At 38.7% G+C, this 23,372-nt stretch carries 16 protein-coding genes; 9 read left to right on the top strand and 7 right to left on the bottom strand.

All coding sequences use genetic code 11. The features are described from left to right. The first annotated feature begins 54 nt into the window (after window positions 1–54). Window positions 55–474, top strand: a complete 420-nt coding sequence (gene aroQ, locus ACTIEV_RS01590; RefSeq protein WP_439515937.1) for a type II 3-dehydroquinate dehydratase — start codon at window positions 55–57, stop codon at window positions 472–474. Between the two features lie 31 nt (window positions 475–505). Beyond that, on the top strand, window positions 506–2,059 hold the full coding sequence (locus ACTIEV_RS01585; RefSeq protein WP_439515936.1) for an ArnT family glycosyltransferase: 1,554 nt from the start codon (window positions 506–508) through the stop codon (window positions 2,057–2,059). On the opposite strand, the gene ACTIEV_RS01580 is transcribed toward ACTIEV_RS01585, so the two are convergent. The 4 genes from ACTIEV_RS01580 to ggt all read right to left on the bottom strand — a co-directional run bounded on the left by ACTIEV_RS01580 (window position 2,053) and on the right by ggt (window position 9,813). Further along, a complete protein-coding gene (locus ACTIEV_RS01580) occupies window positions 2,053–6,738 on the bottom strand; it encodes a translocation/assembly module TamB domain-containing protein (protein WP_439515935.1) in 4,686 nt (1,561 codons plus the stop codon). The two genes, ACTIEV_RS01585 and ACTIEV_RS01580, sit on opposite strands and share 7 nt — an antisense overlap. Before the next feature lie 205 nt (window positions 6,739–6,943). After that, complete coding sequence (gene nudK / locus ACTIEV_RS01575) at window positions 6,944–7,522, bottom strand: GDP-mannose pyrophosphatase NudK (protein ID WP_439515934.1); 579 nt, start codon at window positions 7,520–7,522, stop codon at window positions 6,944–6,946. A 13-nt stretch (window positions 7,523–7,535) separates the two neighbouring features. Then, window positions 7,536–8,081, bottom strand: a complete 546-nt coding sequence (locus ACTIEV_RS01570; protein ID WP_439515933.1) for a DUF1572 family protein — start codon at window positions 8,079–8,081, stop codon at window positions 7,536–7,538. Between the two features lie 10 nt (window positions 8,082–8,091). Next, window positions 8,092–9,813 carry a gamma-glutamyltransferase gene (gene ggt, locus ACTIEV_RS01565; protein ID WP_439515932.1) on the bottom strand — a complete coding sequence of 574 codons (1,722 nt, stop codon included), beginning with the start codon at window positions 9,811–9,813 and terminating at the stop codon, window positions 8,092–8,094. Window positions 9,814–9,938: 125 nt separating this feature from the next. Between ggt and ACTIEV_RS01560 the strand changes: the two genes are divergently transcribed. The 5 genes from ACTIEV_RS01560 to ACTIEV_RS01540 all read left to right on the top strand — a co-directional run bounded on the left by ACTIEV_RS01560 (window position 9,939) and on the right by ACTIEV_RS01540 (window position 18,023). Next, entirely contained in the window at window positions 9,939–12,437 is a 2,499-nt protein-coding gene (locus ACTIEV_RS01560; RefSeq protein WP_439515931.1) for a M14 family metallopeptidase, read from the top strand. A 74-nt stretch (window positions 12,438–12,511) separates the two neighbouring features. Continuing rightward, the gene (locus tag ACTIEV_RS01555; RefSeq protein WP_322195826.1) at window positions 12,512–13,351 is read left to right on the top strand and encodes an alpha/beta fold hydrolase; all 840 of its coding nucleotides are present in this window, start codon (window positions 12,512–12,514) and stop codon (window positions 13,349–13,351) included. A 77-nt stretch (window positions 13,352–13,428) separates the two neighbouring features. Beyond that, window positions 13,429–16,029 (top strand): PIG-L family deacetylase, encoded by a 2,601-nt coding sequence (locus ACTIEV_RS01550; RefSeq protein WP_439515930.1) that lies wholly within the window; start codon window positions 13,429–13,431, stop codon window positions 16,027–16,029. A gap of 4 nt (window positions 16,030–16,033) precedes the next feature. Next, window positions 16,034–16,183, top strand: coding sequence for a hypothetical protein (locus ACTIEV_RS01545; RefSeq protein WP_439515929.1), 150 nt, complete (start codon window positions 16,034–16,036; stop codon window positions 16,181–16,183). 121 nt (window positions 16,184–16,304) lie between these two features. After that, a complete protein-coding gene (locus ACTIEV_RS01540; protein ID WP_439515928.1) occupies window positions 16,305–18,023 on the top strand; it encodes a sodium:solute symporter in 1,719 nt (572 codons plus the stop codon). Here ACTIEV_RS01540 and ACTIEV_RS01535 read toward each other — a convergent pair. Further along, window positions 17,976–18,806 carry a KilA-N domain-containing protein gene (locus tag ACTIEV_RS01535; protein WP_439515927.1) on the bottom strand — a complete coding sequence of 277 codons (831 nt, stop codon included), beginning with the start codon at window positions 18,804–18,806 and terminating at the stop codon, window positions 17,976–17,978. The genes ACTIEV_RS01540 and ACTIEV_RS01535 overlap by 48 nt on opposite strands. 94 nt (window positions 18,807–18,900) lie before the next feature. On the opposite strand from ACTIEV_RS01535, the gene ACTIEV_RS01530 reads away from it, so the two are divergent. Beyond that, window positions 18,901–20,169: an alpha-amylase family glycosyl hydrolase gene (locus ACTIEV_RS01530; RefSeq protein WP_439515926.1), complete on the top strand. Its 1,269-nt coding sequence runs from the start codon at window positions 18,901–18,903 to the stop codon at window positions 20,167–20,169. A 34-nt stretch (window positions 20,170–20,203) separates the two neighbouring features. On the opposite strand, the gene ACTIEV_RS01525 is transcribed toward ACTIEV_RS01530, so the two are convergent. Together ACTIEV_RS01525 and ACTIEV_RS01520 are read right to left on the bottom strand one after the other, a co-directional pair. Beyond that, window positions 20,204–21,718: a trypsin-like peptidase domain-containing protein gene (locus ACTIEV_RS01525; RefSeq protein WP_250685992.1), complete on the bottom strand. Its 1,515-nt coding sequence runs from the start codon at window positions 21,716–21,718 to the stop codon at window positions 20,204–20,206. A gap of 243 nt (window positions 21,719–21,961) precedes the next feature. After that, window positions 21,962–22,960 (bottom strand): acyl-CoA reductase, encoded by a 999-nt coding sequence (locus ACTIEV_RS01520; protein WP_439515925.1) that lies wholly within the window; start codon window positions 22,958–22,960, stop codon window positions 21,962–21,964. 62 nt (window positions 22,961–23,022) lie between these two features. Between ACTIEV_RS01520 and ACTIEV_RS01515 the strand changes: the two genes are divergently transcribed. Continuing rightward, window positions 23,023–23,370: a 4Fe-4S dicluster domain-containing protein gene (locus tag ACTIEV_RS01515; RefSeq protein ID WP_178886661.1), complete on the top strand. Its 348-nt coding sequence runs from the start codon at window positions 23,023–23,025 to the stop codon at window positions 23,368–23,370. Window positions 23,371–23,372 lie beyond the last annotated feature (2 nt).

The raw sequence follows: 23,372 nt of genomic DNA, 5'->3' as shown, positions 1-23,372 counted from the left end.
AATGGTCACAGCATGCTACAAACATCTGTGACCATTTTTTATTAACTTCGGTACATGAAGATCGCCATCATCAATGGTCCGAATTTGAACCTCTTGGGTCAAAGGGAAACATCTGTTTACGGAACTCAAAGCTTTGAAGAATTTTTTGAAGCACTCAAAACCCAATTTCCTGCGGTTGAGTTTCATTATGTTCAAAGTAATATTGAAGGCGAACTGATTAATGCCATCCAAAATTGTGGATTTAATTATGATGGCATCATTTTAAATCCGGGTGGATACACCCATACTTCTGTTGCCATTGGTGATGCCATTGCAGCAGTGAAAGCACCGGTAGTGGAAGTTCATATTAGTAATGTACATGCACGTGAGGAATTCAGAAAATTGTCTCATGTTTCAGGCAAAGCAGCAGGCAGTATCATTGGATTGGGGTTGAAAGGCTATGAGTTAGCCGTTCGTTGGCTATTGAGTAAATGACTGGTACGGTCTTTGCATTTTCAGCGACATCATGTATCAAAAATATAGCAGAAAAGTTTTTTGGCTGATCATTATTAGCAGCATCATTAAACTGTTAGCAGCAGCTTTCTTGGAACTGGGTAATGATGAAGTGTATTATTGGACTTACGCAATACAGTCCGATTGGAATCATTTTGATCATCCACCAATGGTTGGTTGGTTGATACGATTAACAACATTCAATCTATCATGGGTTAATGAGGTAACCCTCCGCTTAGGAGCAATTATTTGTTCAGGTTTTGCTACTTGGATCATCTTTAAACTGGGGAAATTATTGGATAGTGAACGAGTAGGATGGTTAGCAGCCTGGATCTATACTTTGTCTATTTACACCGGGTTTATTGCAGGGCTCTTTATCCTTCCGGATTCTCCTCAAATGCTTTTCTGGACTGCTTCTTTGTATATCATGGCTCATTTGCTGTTGAAACGTGATGAGGAAAATCTGAGTGTATGGTTGTTGTTAGGCTTAATGATTGGGTTAGCTGCATTGAGTAAGGTTCATGGATTGTATTTATGGGCGGGCTTTGGAGCATTTTTACTGTTTAGCCGGATTCAATGGCTAACCAATTGGAGACTGTATATGGGGGTGTTGGTTACGCTCATTTGTATTTTCCCTATTTTTTATTGGAATTATCAAAACGATTTTATCACCTATCGTTTTCATTCGGAAAGAGTTTCCAATACTTCGCTTAGATGGGATATGCTAGGACAAGAAATAGCGGGGGAAGCATTGTATCAACATCCATTTTTGTTTATAGTCATACTGGTCGGACTTTTTGCAGCCATCACCAATCGAATTCGATTTGCGAGAAAAAGAATCAAACTTTGGTTGGGATGGATGAGTATTCCTATGATACTCATTTTTTGGACAGTAGCATTATTCAATCCAACTTTACCACATTGGGCCGGGCCTGCTTATATACCCTTGTATTTTGTAGCAGCCATGTACCTGCAAAAAAGAACCAATAGAAATGTACCCATCATATTGCAAGCATCTTTAGGGCTTGTTTTGACGGTATTGATCACCGGAACCTTACTGATACGCTTTTCTCCTGTCAATTTTGGTAGTCAACAAAAAGAGAATTACGGAGAGTATTGTCCAACATTGGATATGTCGGGTTGGAAAGATTTTAGTTTTGCTTTTGATGCTTTACGTAAAGCTGATATTGCTGCCGGTACCATGAAAATAACAGATCCGTTGGTGGTGCATAAATGGTTTCCGGGTGGACATCTGGAATTTTACACTGCTCGAACTACAGGAATTAATTTGGTGGGTGTTGGTGCTTTGCAAGATCTACACAAATTTGTTTGGCTGAATCAGGACAGGCAGGTTTTACAACAAGGGTCTGATGCTTATTATATTTTACCATCAAACTTGCCGGCAGATGTGCAGAAATTGATGGAGCCTTATTTTAATCGTATTGACGCACCTGTAGTAATTGATCAAAAAAGAGGAGGGAAGGTAGTACGTTATTTCTATGTGTATCGTTTAAGAAATGCCAAACCCAATGCTACTGCAGTACTTCCAGTTATTAACCATCATTGACCGCTTGCCGGACTTTTTTGTGTGCTGTCTGCAGCAGGTTTGAACACAATATCATCAGGCTTGGTAGCGAATAATTTATCAAAGTCTTTTCTGTAAGAGATACTGGCTCCAAAACGATTTCTTCTTCCTATACCCCCGGCACCGGTATTGGAAATATCAAGACTATTTTTATTGAATAGAATGGCTCTGAGTTTTCTATCTTTTGATAGTATGAACTCTACATTCAAATCAGGAAGCCATTGAAAATTCCCATTTTTTATAGCAGCTGAGTTACTCACATTAAAATCGAGATCGCCACCAAATGTGACTATCATTTTATCCTGAAAGAAACTCTTACCCAGTTTAAAGTTTACACGTGATCGATCAATTGTATTATTATTCAATGTACCACCAGCAACATTACTGGTAATTTCATTATTACTGTACCAAGATGTTCCTAAATCAAATCGCAAACTTTTATCACCGGTAAGTTTGTATAAAAAGTTAGAGAACATTTTATTGATCTCTTTGGTCAATATTTGTGATAAGGTGTTAGCGCCAATAGTAGTTAATGAATTATTGGCTGCGCTGCTACCGCTATTGCCTACACTAGGCGGAGCAAATGTGTTGAATACAATTAGGAAAGATACTTGTTTCAATATTTCATTTTCATCATTTTCTAAGCGGTTAATGTATTGCGCTAATACATTATCACTTTTAACCGGACTACCCTGTGGAAAGTCTAATCTGAAGCGTATTTTAGGAGCGGTTAATTTATCTCTTAATTCAGCGATTACATATACTTCCCCACGATACCCTTTTGTTGAACCATCTACTTGTAAATTGGAAACAAGATCATACATGGCAATTCTTTCTGCAGTATACTGCGCATCAATACGGATATCTGCTTTAAATGGGTCTCCTGTCCATTCAATATAGTTTCCGGCATTTGGCATCAATTCAAATGGCTTCCGGATAAATGACTGAAAATTGAAATCGTAATTTCCTTTCTCAATATTGTATCGACCTCTGATGGATAAGGGCTCAGTGGTGCCGGCACGAATTCTCAAACGGCCATTTCCGGTAGCTTTGATTACGTCACCTGTAAGATCATCCAGAATCACATCAATCTCTGTTTTATTGGTAGCTGTAAGATCAAGATCCACAGTTAGATTAAATCCTGATTTGTTCTTGGTATTCAACATTTCTGTACCATACTCCTTAAATACAATGAAATCGGCACTTCCACTTTCTCTCGTTACTGAGTTCGGGATATAAATATGTGAGCTATCTGTTGATTCTGCTACCAATGTCATTTTAGCATTGGATTCAGGTCCTTTTAAACTAAATGTACTCACCCTCCCAATGGCTCTTCCATAAAACTGTTGGTTGTCTTCCAGTTTTGTGTCTATCAACAATAGCTTATTGGTCGATAGATCAAAATCAAAAGCCATATCCTTAAATCCTCTTTCGTATAATTTACCTTTTACACTACCGGTATTTTTATACTGATCTTTTATGGTGAATTGTCCAAAATTAATACCATCTTCTTCAAAACTGATATTGGCTGAATCAATCGTATAATATACTTGTGTATAGTCAACTTTTAATCCCGCATTTAACAGTTTTACTTTTCCTAGTAGGGTAGGGCTTTTAGGGTCACCACTGATAGACAGTTTACCTTTTGCTTGTCCTTTTAAATCAGAAAAGAGTCCGGTCAAAAATTGATTCAATAAATGGATACGGGTGTCTCTAAGATCAATATCTGTGTACAATGGTTGTTGAATGGAATCTTTTAAATTATAGGAACCCTTTGCGCTGAAATCAAATCCTTTATTGGCTGATTGAATTTCAAAAGGGATAAGCCCCGTCTTACTATTATAACCTGATTTAATATTCACTAGGCCAATTGAATCATCGTTAAATCGAAACTGTTCTGCTTTTAAAAGCGCATCTGCATTGAACTGACCAAAGAAATCTCGCATGGTAATTTCTCCACTGGTAATACCCTCCAGTCTTGGGTCTTTCATGAACGGACTTGTCAAATCGCCTAGAACAACATTTTTTAGTTTTACGATGAGGTTATTGGTATTGCCTCCATCTTCTTCTTCTGTCTCTACTTCAATTTCCTGAAAGCCTTGAGTAAATTTTACATCAGTGGCTTTGATAAATTTTTTGCGAAGGATGAGTTCCCCTTCTTTTTCAAGGTTCCATTTTTTTGTATTCAGAACAAACGAAGAGGGTAGGAACTGAATTCTGGCACCATCTTCTAATGTGATTACATCCGCATTTAAACTTGCTTCATTTAAAGTATTGTCAGCGCTGGTTTTAATAGATACGAGCGAATGATCGTTTTTGGCAACTACTGAAATATTGGTATTCGGGAAATTAAGACTATCATTAATGGTAATTGTAGTGATATTCCCATTGAGCGAAATCGTATCCAGATTTCCTCTGCCTTCTAACTGGATACCATTAAATCCATATTTATCAAAACGGCCATAAGGAATATTAGCAGATATCTTCAAGTCGCTATTTCGCGTATCAATACTTCCGGTGAGGGAAGCATCATTGAATCCGGTGATACCTTTTGTAAAAATTTGCAAATAAGGCTCTATATAATTGGTATTGATCTTTATATCGAATCTTTGATTCTGCGGAATGACTTTAGGCTCGGAAATGTAAACCGGATAATAATGATGAAGGAATGACTGAATACTAGCCGGTAATTCAAGAATGCTGAATTGTCCGCTGATCGTAGCTTGTAATTCATTACTCCCAACACTCAGTATCTTAATACTGTCGTTTTGAATGGAGCTTAAATTCAGTGAGTCAAAACTGATTTTATTCGTCTCATCTTTTATAGATGCGTTCAAAAATTTAGCAACACCCTTAAAGTTATCAATGTTGGTGCCGGTGAAGTTCGCATCCAATAATCCGGTAATCTCAATATTTTGTTTGACAAAATTTAATGCTTTCAAATTCGACTGTACAAGGTCACCTACAATATTGAAACTAGGTACTTCTTTTGAAAGGTCAATGATAACAGAGTTTGTAAAATTTAAATTTGGGTCGTCAATTTCAAGCTCCCCGGCAAATGATTTTTTCTGGAATGTTCCGTTGGTAATGATATTGGTATAGGTATATCCATTAAACTGTAATGAATCGATGGTTCCATTAACAGTTGTTTTTAGTAGATCAATGTTAAAGCTACTTCCTTCAATACCTCCTTTGAAGTTCACAAGTCCAAGTGCTTCTGTATTTAAAAACTTACCAATATTGAATCTGGTTGTTTCAATTTTTCCTTTATAACTGGGCTCACCTTTAACAGGAAGCTTCAAGCTAATATCAGTGGTGAGTCCACCCAAAGCAGTACTAAATACACCCGAGGTTACGAAATTTCGAATGGTTCCATTGAAGTTACCTCTGTAAATGACATTACCTAGTTCAGCAAGGTTGGGATCCTTGATATCTTTTAGAACAGGAATGAAACTGAGTAGGTCATTATAATTCGTTGTTACTACGCTTTTGGTTAAAGAGATTTTCGTTGTATTGATATCCGGTAACCCTTTCATGCTGATGGTTCCGGATAGATTGGTATTGTTGCCGATTCTGCAGTAAAGATTCGTAGTGGTAAAATCAGCAACAGTACCCAAGTAATTGCCACTGATTTCAATATTTCTTTTCAGATTTTTGAGCTCAGGTGCAAAAAAGGCAATATCATCACTATTGATTTTAGCATCTCTAAATCGAGCTTCCATTACTACTTTATCAATGTATTCACCAAAGTCTTTATTGAAATCAGTGTATTTCATTGCATAGTAATTACCAATTCTACTTTTACTTGTCCGCAGGTCTAAAGACGCTAATTCCATGATCTGTGGAGTGAAACGAAATTTGGTCTTTAGTCTTTGTAATTCAAAACCACTTCTGTCTTTTACAGCAAGATCAATATCTGCTCGAATAGTATCTTTAATGAAGGATAGATTATTGAAACTGCCATTTAATTTACTCAGCTGTATATGCGATCCGTCAAAATTATTAGATGGGTTATTCGGATTTCCATCAATGAATAATTTACCATCTGTTATCTTAAGTTGTTTCGCTTGAACAAGGATATTCCCCGCATTAAAATACATGCCTGTATCTATCGATGCTTTTGTTTTTTTTCTTAAGTAATCAGGACGTAAAGCCGGCAAGGCCTGGATGGCAAAAAAGGGCTGATGTAGTTTGATGTCGTCAATCAGAAAAATACCATTATTTAAATCAACACGATTGGCATCTATGATCAGGCTGGCAAATTGAACGGTCATTTTTTCACCTACCCATTGATCGTTTTTGACTAAACGTAGATTTTTTAGATCGATTTTCTTTAAATCGAGCTCCAATCCCCCTTTCTTTTTTTTGCTAGGAGAAGGAGAGGCGAAATGATCAACAATATATTGATAATTCCAAACGCTGTCTTTCCGATTGATCTTTATAACAGCATCCATCAGTCCGGCATATCGCAATACCGCTTTTTCTTTAAGAATGAACCAATCTGTAATGCGAACTTTGACCGCGCCGGCATAGATAAGTGTATCTTTTGAGCGGTCTCTGATCATCAAACCTTCCAAATTCAGTCTGTTCAGAATTCCGATACTAACATGTTTAATACTGACTTCGGTGCCTAATGACTTAGAGATCCGACTAGTAGCCATCCTAACCAGTTTATTCTGTACATACTCTGTTTGAATAGCTATAAAGATGACGAGGATAAGCGTGATGAGGACGAGTAGGGTATATCTTAATATTTTCAGGAATCGCTTCAGAAAGGTCAGTTTAATACAAATTTAGGTAATAGCTTCCTCTGTGCAAATTCAATACCAAAAGGCATTTGGTCATCTAAAATAAAGTGAAAATAGATTATAATAATCGATGTATCTGTGCGTATTGTAAAAGCATAATCGTTTTGCCGTCTTTTATCGCTCCGGATTCAATCATTTCCAGGGCTTTTTGGAATGGTAATTCCAGCACTTCAATATTTTCCTGTTCTTCCTCGATACCTCCACCTGCTGTGATTTTCATGTCTTTGGTATAAGCTGCTACAAAAAAATATAGGATTTCTGTAACAGATCCCGGCGACATATAAGCCTCAAAAACCTTTTTAACATCTTTAATCAGGTATCCGGTTTCTTCCTCTGTTTCCCTTCTGATGCAATTTTCAGGGTCATCCTTATCCAATAAACCGGCACAAGCTTCAATCAACATACCATCCGGATTGCCATTGATAAATGTAGGTAAGCGGAATTGACGGGTCAAAATAACAGTTCCTTGATCTTGATTGTACAATAAAATGGTTGCTCCGTTACCTCTATCGTAAGCTTCTCTTAGTTGCCTTTTTTTATTACCGAGATGATCAGTTATTTCATATTCGATTCGTTTCAGTATATACCAGTTGTCTGATAAAATATCCGTACGAAGGATATCAACGATTGGTTGCATATTGTTGCGGGTGCTATTGTTTGTGTTGTTGTGCCTGTTTTACACTTTCGAGATAGGTTTTGCTTTCTCCTTTAGGAATACTCAAAGAATGCCATTCATTCTCCCGAATCATTCTCCCGAGGTATACAATTTGTCCCACATGATAAGGATAATGTGCCAATTGTCTTAAAATAGCATCATATACCAACAATGGTTCTGTTCTGATGGTGATGGTTTTCATCAGGTCACCCGGTTGTAAACTTTCAAGTGTATTAAGCAGACAATTCCAACCTTCGTTCCAAAAGGATAGTAAGTCTTCTCTTGTCATCGTAATGACTTCAAACTCGGCATCTCTTTTACGCCAATCTTTTTCTCCATCTTCTGTCAGGAAATTTGTCCATCTGCTCAGCATATTTCCATACATATGTTGAATGATGATAGCGATACTGTTACTCTCTGTATACGGTTGGTAAAAAAAATCATCGTCTTTGAGTTGCTCAAATGTTTTATCACCCAACTCTTTGTAATACCTGAATCTTTTAATACTATCCTTTAGGAATCCTTCTTCCAATGTTTGCATACAATTATTTTTAAAATCCGGCTACGGAATCATCCCCTCTTTTGTCAGCAACGGATTCTCTTTGACCGTTGGGGAGTATTCGGATACCTTCTGTTCGACCAATAGCACTTCGTTCTTTGACTCTATAACCCATGGCTTCCAGTTTCTTTTTGGTATCTACGAGGAAGTCCCTTTCAATCACCACTTCATCCGGAAACCATTGATGGTGGAATTTGGGCTTGTTGATGGCGTCATCCAGATCCATTTTGAAATCTATCAGGTTCACCAAAGCCTGAAATACTGAGGTAGGAATCGTAGTTCCACCGGGAGTGCCAATGGTGAGATAAGGTTTTTTGTTTTTCAGCATCAGGGTTGGAGTCATGGAGCTGAGCATTCGTTTACCCGGCACAATGGCATTGGCTTCACCACCCAACGCGCCGTACATATTAGGAACACCGGGCTTTACGCTGAAATCATCCATTTCATTGTTCAATAAAAAACCTGCACCTCCTACAACTGTTCTACTACCATATCCGCCATTCAGGGTAGTGGTAACAGCCACCAAATTTCCTGCTGCATCAATCACACTGAGATGGGTGGTTTCTTCACTTTCAGAAACAACACCTGCTTTGATTTGAGTGCTCACCCCTGCTTTATTGGGATCATAATCTTTCATTCTGTCAGTCAAATAGGCTTCACTCATCAAAGTGTCTACCGGTACTTTCCAGAAATCAGGATCGCCCATATGTTCTGCTCTATCTGCATAGGCTCTTCTCTCTGCTTCAATCATTAATTGAACACTGGCTGTTGTTTGAAATCCATAACTGTTCATGGGGAATTTTTCGATCATTTTCATCATTTGCGCAATCAGAATACCACCACTACTAGGAGGGGCAAAACTGATGACCTCATGATCCCGATAATTGAATCGGATAGGTTCTCTAAGTTTAGCTGTATAACTTTTAAGATCTTCCAACGTAATGATGCCTTTACCACGTTGCATTTCTTCTACAATTAGTTTGGCGGTTTCTCCTTCATAAAATCCTGCAGCTCCGTCTTTTTGCATTCTCTTCAGCGTTGCAGCCAATTCTTTTTGTACAAGGGTATCCCCGGCTTTCCATCTGCCTTCTTTTGTAAATGCCGTAGGTCTGGTACTGTATTTTAGAAAAGATTCACGTGTACTATTCAGAGATGATGCTTCTCTTTCCGTCAAAACAAATCCATACTCAGCCAGATCAATAGCGGGTTGCACCAATTTCGCAAAAGGAAGTTTGGCATAAGGCATGGTTGCAAATAAGCCGGCTACCGTTCCGGGAATACCGGAAGCAAGGTGTCCATTTTGCGACAATGAGATATTCGCATTACCCTGTTGATCCAGATACATATCTCTTGATGCGGCTGCAGGAGCTGCTTCACGGTAATCTAATCCAAGTAGTTCTCCATTACTTCTTCTGGCAAGTAAAAATCCGCCACCCCCTAAATTACCTGCACCCGGATATACCACAGCCAAAGCCAATTGTGTGGCGATAGCAGCATCAAACGCATTACCACCTTGTTTCATGATTACAGCCCCAACCTGACTGGCCAGTGGATGAGCACTGGATACGGCTGCTTTTGCATAAGTTGCCTTTTTAACAATGGAATATTTGTAAGGGTTGATGGCTTTTCCGGGTCCAACTACCGACACCACTTTTTGTGCCTGTATGCCTGATAAAAGTAAAAAAAATGCAAATGATAGAAGGATTGTTTTCATAAGTGAAAATTAGGCGTTTTTGTACAAAACTGACCTTCCCATAATATGATCTGTATAAAAAAATGAACCAATCTTTTCCGCGACCTCTATTTCTTCGCTACATTCACCACTCATTTATATTGAATATGAAATCATTATTATCCATTCTGGTGGTTCTGGTATTGTCTATATCAGTCACAGCTCAAAATGTACCCAGTCCTGAAACTTATCTGGGTTACAAAGTTGGTACCCGTTATACGCGGCACCATAAGATCGTTGAATATTTCAACACAGTGGCGAAAGCCCGCCCCGACATGGTAAAGATCGAATCTTATGGTCAAACCAATGAGGGTAGAGAATTGATGCTTGCTTTTGTGAGTTCCCCTGAAAATATGCAGCGATTGGAAGCTATTCGCTTGAATAACCTTCGCATCGCAGGTACTACAAAAGATAGGGCTGCTCCTATTGTAGAAAATGCACCGGCTATTGTTTGGTTAAGTTATAATGTACACGGTAATGAGCCTTCTTCTTCTGAAGCAGCCTTATTAATGATCCATGCATTGTTAGATCCGTCAAATAGTACCACCAAAGAATGGTTGAAGAATACCGTAGTGGTAATAGATCCATGTATCAACCCTGATGGAAGAGATCGTTATGTGAATTGGTTCAATTCTGTAGTGGGAAAAGAAATGAATGCAGAACCCTCTTCACGTGAACATGCTGAGCCATGGCCGGGTGGCAGAAGTAATCACTATAATTTTGACCTGAATAGAGACTGGGCATGGCAAACACAGGTAGAAACACAGCAAAGATTGAAAAAATACAATGCATGGTTACCTCAAGTACATGTTGACTTTCATGAACAGGGATACAATGAGCCCTATTATTTTGCTCCCGCAGCAGAGCCTTTTCATGAAGTGATTACACCATGGCAGAGAGATTTTCAAGTACTGATCGGCAGGAATAACGCTTCTTATTTTGATAAAAATGGATGGCTATTCTTTACGAAAGAAAGATTTGACTTGTTATATCCTTCTTATGGTGATACCTATCCTGTTTATAACGGAGCCATTGGTATGACCTATGAGCAGGGCGGACATAGCAGGGGAGGATTGGCTGTTGTGAATGAAGATGGAGATACCCTTACATTGGTAGATCGTGCTACGCATCATTTCACTACCGGATTGTCTACCGTAGAAACCGCCAGCAAGCATCAGCAAAAGCTGATGAATGAATTCAAAAAGTATTTTGATGATAGCAGAACCGGTAAGATCGGAGAGTACAAAACTTATGTACTGACTTCAAAAGATCAGAATAAATTGAATGCTGTGATCAAATTATTAGATCAGAATGGTATTGAGTGGGGAACCGTTAGTAATAAGAATTTCAGCGGCTTCAATTATTTCACAGGAAAGCAAGAAGCGTTTGCTGATGAAGGGTTACACATTGCAGTAAGTGCAGCACAACCCAAAGCCGTTTTAGCTAAAGTATTACTCGAGCCAAGAACAGTTGTAACTGATTCAAATACATATGATATCACTACTTGGTCTGTTCCTTATGCCTATGGAGTGAAAGGATACGCCATCAAAGAAAGATTGGATGTATCCAATGACTGGAAACCAACAACCGTAACACCTGTAAATGCATCTTATGGTTTATTGATTCCATATACCTCTTTTAATAGTGCTAAAGTATTGGCCGAACTTTTAAAACAAAATGTAAAAGTTCGTTTTGCAGAAAAGCCATTTAAGTATGGAACAAAAAATTATGAAAGAGGAACACTCATCGTTCTAAAGACAAGTAATGCGTCTGTGAATTGGGCGGCTATTACAAATGCTGCATGTATCAAACATAATGTACAGGCGGATGTAGTAGAGACCGGATTTATGGATCAAGGTTCTGATATGGGTTCACCTGATGTTAAAATGATCAGCAGTGCTCCTAAAGTTGCATTGCTGACCGGTGAAGGAACTTCATCATTGGGAGCCGGAGAAGTATGGCACTTTTTTGACAAGCAACTGGATTATCCATTGACACTGATCAATGCTAATGACATCGGGAGAGCCAATCTTAAAAACTTTAATGTGCTGATCGTGCCGGATGGATTCATTCGTGCGCTTTCAGAAAAAGCAACATCAGACAGGTTAAAAGATTTTGTTCGCTCAGGTGGGAAGATCGTGGCATTGGAAAATGCAGTGTCCTTGATGGCATCTGAATGGGGACTGAAGCAGAAGACTGATAAAGATGATGAGAAGGGCGAATATCTGGATGTGAAAAAATACGGAGACAGAGAGAGAAGTTATTTACCTAATTCTATTCCAGGAGCTATCTATAAAATGGATCTAGATAACACGCATCCTTTAGGATTTGGTTATCCTGATTTCTACTATACGCTCAAACAAGATGCAACCTTATATGAATTCATGAAAGGTGGTTGGAATGTTGGGGTGTTAAAGAAAGATGCTTATGTAACTGGCTTTGCCGGTTATAAAGTGAAGAGCAAGTTGAAAGACGGTATGCTTTTCGGTGTACAGGATATGGGTGGAGGATCTGTAGTATATCTATCTGATAATCCATTATTCCGTAATTTCTGGGAGAATGGTAAACTTTTATTCACGAACGCTGTTTTCTTAGCAGGACAATAACATTCAAAAGGCCGGATTTGATCCGGCCTTTTTTATATTTATTTATGATCTCATCCAGCAAATTCAAGCGAAGAATGAAACGAACCGGTATTATTATGCTGATTCTTCTTTGTTTATGGACGATCATGGCTCAAAGCTGTATGAAGTTCAGAATCAGTGATGAACAGGCGATCGAGAAGTTTAAAAAAGCAGGAGTAGCGCTGCGGATCGGGAGGTTGAAAGTAAATACCAGAACCTTACATTATGCCAAAACAGGAAATGATACATTGCCCACCATTGTTTTTGTTCATGGTTCACCGGGAGCATGGGATGCTTTTGAGGCTTTTATGCGTGATCCAATATTGCTCGAAAAATATCGGATGATTTCAGTTGATCGTCCCGGCTTTGGTTATAGTGATTTTGGAGATGCCATGAATTTACAAGATCAGTCTATGATCATTCAACCCTTGTTTGAAAAGGAACAAAATGGTAAGCCGGTTTATTTAGTAGGACATTCATTAGGAGGGCCTTTGATTATACAACTGGCAATTGACAGACCCGATTTTTTTGATGCTTTGGTGATACTGGCAGGATCCATCGATCCCAAACAAGAAAATCCGGAGCGATGGCGTCCTCTGTTGATGAATAATCCACTTAAATTTCTGGTTCCCGGTGCTATGCGTCCTTCCAATGATGAATTGTGGTACTTGAAGAAAGACCTTAAAGATTTAGCCCCTCAAATGGATCAAATAAAAGCCAGGGTCTACATTGTTCATGGTAATAAGGATATCCTGGTGCCTTATGCAAACCTTCATTTTGGAGTTAAAGCCATGAAGAATGCGGCATTTATGGATACACTAACCATTCCAGGAGCCAATCATTTTATACCATGGAGCCATTATAAAACAGTGAGGGCTGTTTTGTTAAAGCTATAGTCATTCACCGATTTTTGTGTAAACGGTGAGTCGTATCTTGGATCAGCCATTATCTTCGCCAGCACCATTATTGTCGTATGAAAAGAAAAAATACCTCCTTTCTTTTATTCTTCTGTTTGCTGACTTATTTTACTAAAGCCCAGATTGTACCTCCAACAGCCAGTTCTTCAGATATTTACCAGCAGTTGAAAAAGCTGAATGTCCTTGGCAGTGTGCTGTATATCGCAGCACATCCTGATGATGAAAACAACGGCTTACTTCCTTATCTGGCAAAAGAGAAATTGTATCGTACCGCGTATTTAAGTCTGACCAGAGGTGATGGGGGTCAAAATCTGATCGGTCCCGAGCAAGGAATTGAATTGGGGATGATTCGTACCCATGAATTAATGGCTGCACGTGCGATCGATGGATCTGAACAATATTTTTCGACAGCCTATGAATTTGGGTTTAGCAAAAGTGCAGAAGAAGCATTGCGTATTTGGGACCGGGAACGCGTATTGGAAGATGTGGTTTGGATGATCAGAAAATTCCAGCCCGATATTGTTGTAGCTCGTTTTCCAGGAGATGAAAGGGCCGGTCATGGACACCATGCGGCTTCCGCCATTATTGCCAATGAAGCTTTTGAAGCAGCGGCAGATCCCAATAAATTTCCGGATCAGTTTAGATACGGAGTCAAACCATGGAAGGCCAAAAGAATTTTGTGGAACACTTTCAATTTTGGCCGAACAAATACTACGAGTGATAATCAGTTAAAAATGGAAGTAGGCGCATACAATCCCTTGATTGGAAAGAGTTATGGGGAATTGGGTGGAGAAGCAAGAAGCATGCATAAAAGTCAGGCTGAAGGCAGACCTAGAAGAAGAGGTGAAGTATTTGAATACTTTGTAACAACAGGTGGAGATTCTGCTAAGACAGATATCATGGAAGGAATCAATACCGGTTGGGAAAGATTGAAAGTAGATACTGTTTTGCAAACAGTTACAACACAAGGGAAAACGATATCGGTTCCTGTCAATAATAAAGCTCAGATTGATAGTATTCAATTACTACTTCAACAAGTATTACAGCAATATGATTTCAAAAGTCCGGAAAAATCTGTTCCAGTGCTTGTGAAATTGTATCGCAAGATTGAAAGTCTAAAAACTTCTGATCAGGTTTGGAAATCGCAAAAGCTAAAAGAGCTAAAAGAAATCATTGAATTTGCTTCAGCATTGTTTGTAGAAGCATATACACAACAGGAAACTGCATTAAAAGGAGACAGTGTACGTGTGAGTTACTTTATCAATAAAAGGTCTGATCTGCCTATGAAGATCAGATCTGTAAAGATGGCCGATTATCAGGATACCCTAATGATGCTCTATCCTGAAAAAAATAAAAACTATGTCTTTACAAAAGTTTTGATACCAACATATGGAGCTGAGATGACACAGCCTTACTGGCTTCGTCAACCTAAAGTAAGGGATGGGATGTTTAAAGTATCAGATCAGATTGATGTGGGTAAAGCATGGAATGATCCTTTGTATCATGCTGTATTCACAGTGGAAATAGATGGGTATACTTTTGACCTGAAGAAGCCGGTGCTATATAAATATGTGGATGCAGAACGTGGAGAGCTCTACCAGCCATTTATCATTGTGCCACATATCGAATTGTACATGTCTCCATCCGTAGTATTGTTGAATGTGAAAGATGAGTATGGGAAGAGTCGTTCTGATTCCATGTTACATGTGATTTATCGATCTAATTTCTCACAAACAGGAATCATGACTGATTTGACTATTCGTCAGGAAGCAGTGAAATCAGTTATCTCAGGAGAGAAAAGAAGTTTTGTAAAAGGGCAAAGGCAAATCATTGATATTCCTATATCTAAAGTGTATAATTCAAAAGCTCCTGTAAAGTATTTGGAAGCAACGATGCGTATTACCACTGCAGAAGGTAAGGTCTTGAATTTTTCTGATTATTTCAAAGCAATCAAATACGATCATATCCCCAACATACATTATGCTTTCAGAGATTATGTAAAAGTGATTGATTCGGAAATTAAAGTAAGGGGTAAGAAGATTGGTTTCATTCAAGGTTCGGGAGATGTAATGCCGGAAGCGCTGAAACAAATGGGATATGAAGTGAAGGTCTTAGATGATGCATCTGTAACAGATGAAGGATTGAAAGACCTCGATGCAATCATAACAGGAGTAAGAGCTTACAATATACATGAGTGGCTTAGCGGAAAGTATGATGTGATGATGCGTTACGTACAAAATGGTGGTAATCTGATCGTACAATATAATAGAAATCAAGGTGGTGTATCTAATCCCAAGATTGGTCCCTATCCTTTTCAGATCAGTAGCACAAGGGTAACAGAAGAAGATGCTGTTGTGAAATTTGTGCAGCCACAACATCCTGTATTGAATTATCCTAATAAAATTTCTCAAGAAGATTTTAATGATTGGGTACAGGAAAGAAGTACTTATCAAGCCGATCAGTTTATTGGAAAATATGAAGCACCTTTAGGTATGAATGATAAAGGTGAAAAAGAAAGTACGGGAAGCCTGATCACCACTAAATATGGTAAAGGAAATTTTGCTTATGTAAGTTTGGTTATGTTTAGGCAATTACCTGCCGGTAATCCTGGCGCATTTAAGATTTTGGCAAATTTAATAGCCTTACCCAAGCAATAATACAATGAAGCAAAGAAGAAAGATAGGCATATTGACTTTGGTCGTAATTGGAATAGCTATTGGGTTTTTGATTAAAAATGTACGTGTGGGCTTACTAATAGGATTGGCATTAGGATTATTAAGCGGTAGTCTCATCCATAACAGAAACAAATGATAAATATGAATACCAAAGAAAAAATTCCTTTATTCAAATCTTGGAGCAACTGGTATTGGTTTGTGCTATTGGTATTATTGGGATTGATACTTTTTTTTCTATGGCTTACTAAAACGTATGCATGAGTAAGGTAGATTGGATAGTACTAGTAATCACACTTGTTGCGATCATTACTTATGGACTGTATAAAAGCAGAACCAGTAAAGATCTTGAAGGCTATTTTCTAAGTAACAGAAGTATGCCTTGGTACCTCGTATTGCTCAGCATTATGGGGACACAAGCAAGTGCGATTACCTTTTTATCTGCACCCGGACAAGCATTCACTGACGGTATGCGATTTGTACAGTATTATTTTGGTCTACCTATTGCCATGGTGATACTATGTGTGACTTTTGTTCCGTTATTCAATAAACTCAGGTTATTTACTGCTTATGAGTTTTTGGAGAAAAGATTTGATTTAAAGACCAGAACTTTTACTTCTTTTTTATTCTTGTTGTCAAGAGGGTTGTCAACGGGTATCAGTATTTATGCTCCTTCTATCATTTTATCTTCTTTGATGGGATGGGATATTTTTTGGACAAATATTGTCATGGGAGGTATGCTGATCATTTATACGGTTAGTGGTGGAGCCAAAGCAGTAGCGTATACACAGCAATTGCAATTGATCATCATTTTTGCCGGAATGTTTGTTGCGGGGTATTTGATCGTTGATTATCTACCGAATGGAGTAGGGTTTAATGATGCCTTGAAAGTAAGTGGCGCTTCAGGAAAGCTCAATGTTATTACAACAGGCATTACTGAGAATGGGTTTGATTGGAAAGATCGATACAACTTAATCAGTGGTATCATTGGTGGCTTCTTTTTAGCACTTTCTTATTTCGGTACTGATCAATCACAGGTAGGTCGCTATTTAACCGCCAAGGATAATACCGAAAGTAGATTGGGATTACTCATGAATGGATTGGTGAAAGTACCCATGCAGTTTTTGATCTTATTGTTAGGTGCCTTATTGTTCACTTTTTATCAGTTTACACCTTCACCGGTCTTTTTTAATAAGGCAGTGGAAGAAAAAGCGATGCAAACTTCATATAAGGAAGAGCTTGTGTCCGTTCAATCGCAATTCAATACCTATCAGACTAAACAACAAGAGTGGAGTCGGTTGTATACGGTTGAAAAACAAGAGCAGTATAAGGATAGTATTGCAGTAGGTGCGAAACAATTGGCGGGTTTACAGAAGCAATATAAAACCATATTAACCAAAGCAGTGCCTGGTGCGGATACTAATGATACCAACTATATCTTTTTAAGGTTTGTAGTTGATTTCTTACCCAAAGGATTGGTGGGATTATTGATTGCAATCATCTTTCTGGCAGCATGGGGGTCTATAGCAGCAGCGTTGAACTCATTGGCTTCTTGTACCATGATTGACTTTCACCAACGATTGCAAGGAATTCAAACAAACAATACAGATCCTGATCAATGTGCAAAAGAATATAAGCAATCGAAATATTATACGCTAGCATGGGGAATCTTTTGTGTGATCACCGCTCAGTTTGCATCCGGTATGGGAAGTTTGATTGAAGCTGTAAATGTTTTGGGGTCACTTTTCTACGGAGTGATCTTAGGTATCTTCTTAGTGGCGTTTTACATGAAAAAAGTACAAGCAAATGCGGTGTTTGCAGCAGCGGTTATTGGTGAATTGATTGTGATTGGATTCTTCTTATTGGATCGATATAACATCATTGGCCTTGGTTTCCTTTGGTTGAATGTAGTAGGAGCTTTAGCAGTAGTTTTATTGAGTTTTGTTTTCCAATTGTTTCAACGAAGGGTTATTCAGTAAGGATTTCATTTGCTGGATAGCTGTTTTATTCAATTCTACTAAGCGTTGTTGTTGCGTTAACCCATTTCTGATCAAGAGAGCGTTGATACTTTCCAGATTGCTAAGGATGATGAGTTGCTCCAAGGTAGCTTGGTCTCTGATGTTTCCGGTATGATTTTCTTTCCATTGTTTAGCTGTTTTCCCAAATACAGCCATATTAATGACGTCTGCTTCTGATGCATATACCATTGCTATTTGCTGTTTGCTGAGAGTAGGAGGTATTAATACGTCTACAATAGCATCTGTATGAATTTTATGGTTGATTTTGGCTACTGTTCTATGGATATTCCATTCTAGCTGATGGGTAGTTGATTCCTGTTCTTTTAATCTTTGGACTTCCTTGATCAGGTATAACTTGAATTCTGCGCTGATCCATGAGGCGAATTCAAATGCGATGTCTTTATGAGCAAAAGTTCCACCTGTATTACCTGCTTTTACAATGATACCTTTGGCATTTACTATAGTTATCCATTTTAATGGCGATAAGATGAAGCTATTGCTTCCCGCTTCTCTCAGTAAGGGGTCGATTTCGACCCCTTTGAAATCGGGATTATGCAATAGTTCCCAGATCCCTAGAAACTCAATGGTCGACTTGGTTCGCATCCAATTCTTAATGATGTCCTTCGGCTCAGACGGATTCTTATACCTTGCTATATCGGTTAATGATATAAAATCGATAGTACCATTCTTGAGTAATTCGATTGGCTTGTCTTTCACGATGATGATTTGCTTCTTAGATGCCATATTCGTAGTTTGAAATGGTAAAACTAATGGCACCTATCAAGCCATACAATACGTATAAATACCTGATTTATGGAAAAATCAGTAACATCGTAGCATGAGCAATCGATTTACCGTTACACCTTGGGCGAAGCATGCCGTTGTTTACGAGGTGAATATCAGACAGTACACTCCGGAAGGAACTTTTCGTGCATTCATGGAACATCTGCCGAGATTAAAAGAAATGGGTATTGATATTCTTTGGTTCATGCCTATTACTCCTATCAGTGTAGAGAAACGTCAGGGGACTCTGGGTAGTTATTATGCTTGTAGCAGCTATACCGATATCAATCCGGAGTTTGGAACAACAGCAGATTTTAAAATGTTGGTCGATCAAGTGCATGCATTGGATATGAAATTGATCATTGACTGGGTTGCTAATCATACCGGAGCTGATCATCATTGGACCCAAACTCATGCCGATTGGTTTATAAGAGATTCAGAAGGGAATTTTACAGAACGAAATGGATGGAAAGATGTGATTGATTTGAATTTTGATAACAACGACATGCGATCCGCTTTAGTCAACGCAATGCAGTATTGGATCACTGAATTTAATATTGATGGATTTCGCTGCGATATGGCTCATCTCGTACCACTTGATTTTTGGGTGCACGCAAGAATACAATGTGATACTATAAAACCTTGCTTCTGGTTGGCAGAATGTGAAGTCGTAGAATACCACAACGCATTTGATGCCACTTATGCATGGTGGTGGATGCATGAATCGGAGAAGTTTATGAAAGGAGAACATGGTTTACATGAAGTAAGAGAAGTGTTACATGCTTATTCACAGTATCCATCCGGGTCGATCAAGCTTTTCTTTACCAGCAATCATGATGAAAATAGTTGGAATGGAACCGAGTATGAAAAATATGGCATAGCAGCAAAAGCATGGGCGGTATTTACATGTACTTGGCAGGGAATGCCTTTGGTGTATAGCGGACAAGAAAATCCGAATTTGAAACGGCTTGCTTTTTTTGATAAAGATCAAATAGAGTGGAAAGAAACACCTGCACTTCATACATTCTATCAGCAACTTTTACAGTACCGAAAAAAATCATCAGCTATTCTAGAAGGCGAGACATTCATTCTTCCTGCTGAACAAAATTTTATCATGGCTTATTTCAGGAAAAAAGGTAATGAAATAGTATTGGTATTATTGAATCTTTCCGATAAAGAAAGAGGTACAATAGAAGTAGAGCATCAATGGTTGTCCGGAAATTTCATAAACCTATTTTCTTCTTTAGGGTATACCTTTTCAACAAAAGAACAGTTTGAATTAATGCCGGGAGATCATCTGGTATACATAAAAAAAGGCAACTGATTCAGTTGCCTTTTTTTATGTGTTCTACTTTTTATTATTCTTTTGCCAGTGTAAGCGGATAAGTATAGTTTCCTTCAAATCCGGGATAAATACCTTCTAGACGAATAACACCACTGCCTTTCAGTGAGCTGATAATTTCTTGGAACTCTTCCAGATTTTTTACTTCACGTCCATTTACTCCGGTGATTACAAATCCGTCTTGCATTCTGCTCTTACTTAAGAGTCCATTACCTACTTTTCTAACCCTTACGCCTCCTTTGATATCATTGGCTGCAGCCAAACTTTTATCAATATTTTCTAATTCACCGCCTATTTGCTCAATAACGGAGGTTGTCTTAACAATATCAGTAGTACCAGCTTTATTTTTCAGTGTAATACCAACTGTGTTTTCTTTTCCACCACGTTTATAGGCTAAAGTAATTTTATCACCCGGTTTGTACAAAGCGACTTGCTCTTGTAATTCTGGTCCACTGGTAACAGGGTTGCCATTTACTTTGGTTACAATATCGCCTTTTTTCAATCCCGCAGCCGCAGCAGCACCTCCTTCAGGAACCCCGGTAATGTATACACCTTCACCTTCTTTTATCGCAACGCCAATTTCTTTTTCCAATTCGCGTTTCTGATCATCAGAAAGATTCTCATTTGGATAGTTGATACCAATATAAGCACGCTGAACAGTTCCAAACTTCACAATATCCGTTACAATCTTTTTTACAATGTTCACAGGAATTGCATAAGAATATCCAGCATAAGAACCGGTAGGAGAGGCAATCGCAGAGTTGATACCAATCAATTCTCCAGAAGTATTGATCAATGCACCACCGCTATTGCCGCTATTCACAGCAGCATCTGTTTGTATAAATGATTCTACCGGACTTTGGCTCTGACGACTGTTAATGCCTATAGATCTTGACTTAGCACTTACAATTCCTGCAGTAACTGTTGCATCTAAATTCAAAGGATATCCAATAGCCAATACCCACTGTCCGAGTTTCACCTCATCACTATTGCCATAAACCAAATAAGGCAAGGATTTACCTTCAATTTTGATGACAGCAATATCACTGCTGGGATCTGTGCCGATGACAGTGCCTTTGTATGATTTTTTATTCGCCAAAGTAACATTGATCTCATCAGCACCATCTACTACGTGATTATTGGTGATGATATACCCATCTTCCGTGATCAATACACCACTACCACTGGCACGTTGCTCAGGAATGACACGAGGTCCTCCAAAGAAATCACCAAAATCATCACCAAACATATCGGCAAAAGGATTACGTTGGCGATTGCTCACTTGACGTGCTTTTGTTTTTGTTTTGATATGCACTACTGCAGGTGTTGCAGAAGTAGCAGCAGGCGTAAAATCGACTGCCGAACCTATATTATTGTTTTTATCAAAAAAACCGGCGTAGTTCACAGGCAACTTTCCTTCTTCCTGCATTCCTACACGCTGATAATCATTGTACTTACTAAAGCCCCAAACACTAAGGACAGCGGTGGTGGCACTAATGGCAACCACGGCTAAAATGTTCTTGAGATTCATATGCATGGTCTTTTATGATTTTAATCTGATCAAAAAATATGCCTTTCCGATAACAAATAAAACAAAGCTGTTTAAATGACAGTTCACCACTGACAGTATTTAACAAATGTTTTACGGCAATTCTCGTAGATCGGGGCAGGCTCGCTATAAACTGCTTAAAGTTACGATAATCAAAACGGAAGCCAATGACTTTGGATAGACGGAAAATAGAATGATCAGGTCAAATACTTGACCCTTTATTCATTACAAGGATTTTAAAAACGCCATCGTATCTACGCCATCTGCATAATCCATTAAACCAGGGAATTGCGCCTGCCCAAATGGAACTTGTCCTTTTCCTACGATGCATTGTATATCTTGATGACCACTCAGTTCCTCTTCCAATTGTGTTTTATCGGTATAAAAGCGATAATGAACCTGACTTACCGGAGAAAAAGGAGAGCTGTTTTCTGTAAGTATGATGGAATCATTGTTCATGTAATATTTATTCCCCATGATCAGTAATGCCAAATGGTAATCATAATTGTGTTTGTATTTATGATAATCGATCAAATAGGCATATTTTTTCAATATATCTAGTAGTGGAATGAAATCATATCCTTCCGGAACATTCAATTGGGTAATATTTCTGCAACCGAGCCCAAAATACAATTGGATGTCATCGGCCAATAACTCAAGTTCTTGTTCAGTTTCGGTTCCATCTAAGATGGCCACTGAAGTTCTGTTTCGTCGGATGATATTCGGGTATTTGCCAAAATAGTAATCAAAGTAGCGCCCGGAATTATTGGATCCGGTGGCGATGTATGCATCACAGCCTTTGAGTTGCTCAGCAAATGAAACCTGATTTTGAATGGTATTGTCCCACTCGTACAACTTTTTGATAAGGTGTTTGATCAGGAATTCATCTTTGGATGAAGTCTTGATGGTCATGGAATGTCCGGATACAAAAACCGACAGAAAATCATGAAATCCTACCAATGGGATATTTCCGGCCATGACAATACCTACATTCTTGGAATTTGTCAGATCATTCGGGATTTCATATTGTTGAGCCCAATCGAACAATAATTCCGGTTGAAGAAATCGAGTAGCGATTTGGGTTACGGCTTTTTCGATAAATTCAGGGATAAACCAGGCATTTTCACGATATGCACGGTCTTGCACAGACAACCATTCCTCTTCTTTGTTCAACATATATTCCCCCAATCGGGCCAGTAACTGAATTCGTTCTTGTAAAATCATTTGTCAACCGTATTTTTGGAACAGCAAATGTAAAATCACTAACCCAACAAACCATTTTTAATATGGCGATCAAAATAACTGAAGAGTGTATCAACTGCGGAGCCTGCGAGCCCGAATGTCCCAATAATGCTATCTACGAGGGTGGTGTTGAATGGGCGATTGCTGATGGAACCACCATTAAAGGGTCTTTTACCCTAATGGATGGTAGCGTGGTAGACGCTGATCAGCGTTTCGAACCCATCAGCGTTGATACTTATTACATTACACCTAACAAGTGTACAGAATGTCAGGGTTTTCATGAAGAACCTCAGTGCGCGGCAGTTTGTCCGGTAGACTGTTGTGTACCCGATGAAATGTACCAGGAAACAGTGGAAGAGCTATTGGCGAAGAAAGAGAAAATGCACATCTAATG

Source organism: Sediminibacterium sp. (genome assembly GCF_051861365.1).
Taxonomy (GTDB): Bacteria; Bacteroidota; Bacteroidia; order Chitinophagales; family Chitinophagaceae; genus Sediminibacterium.
The sequence above is the reverse complement of the archived record's forward strand: the minus strand, read 5'-3'. Positions and strand labels throughout refer to the sequence as shown.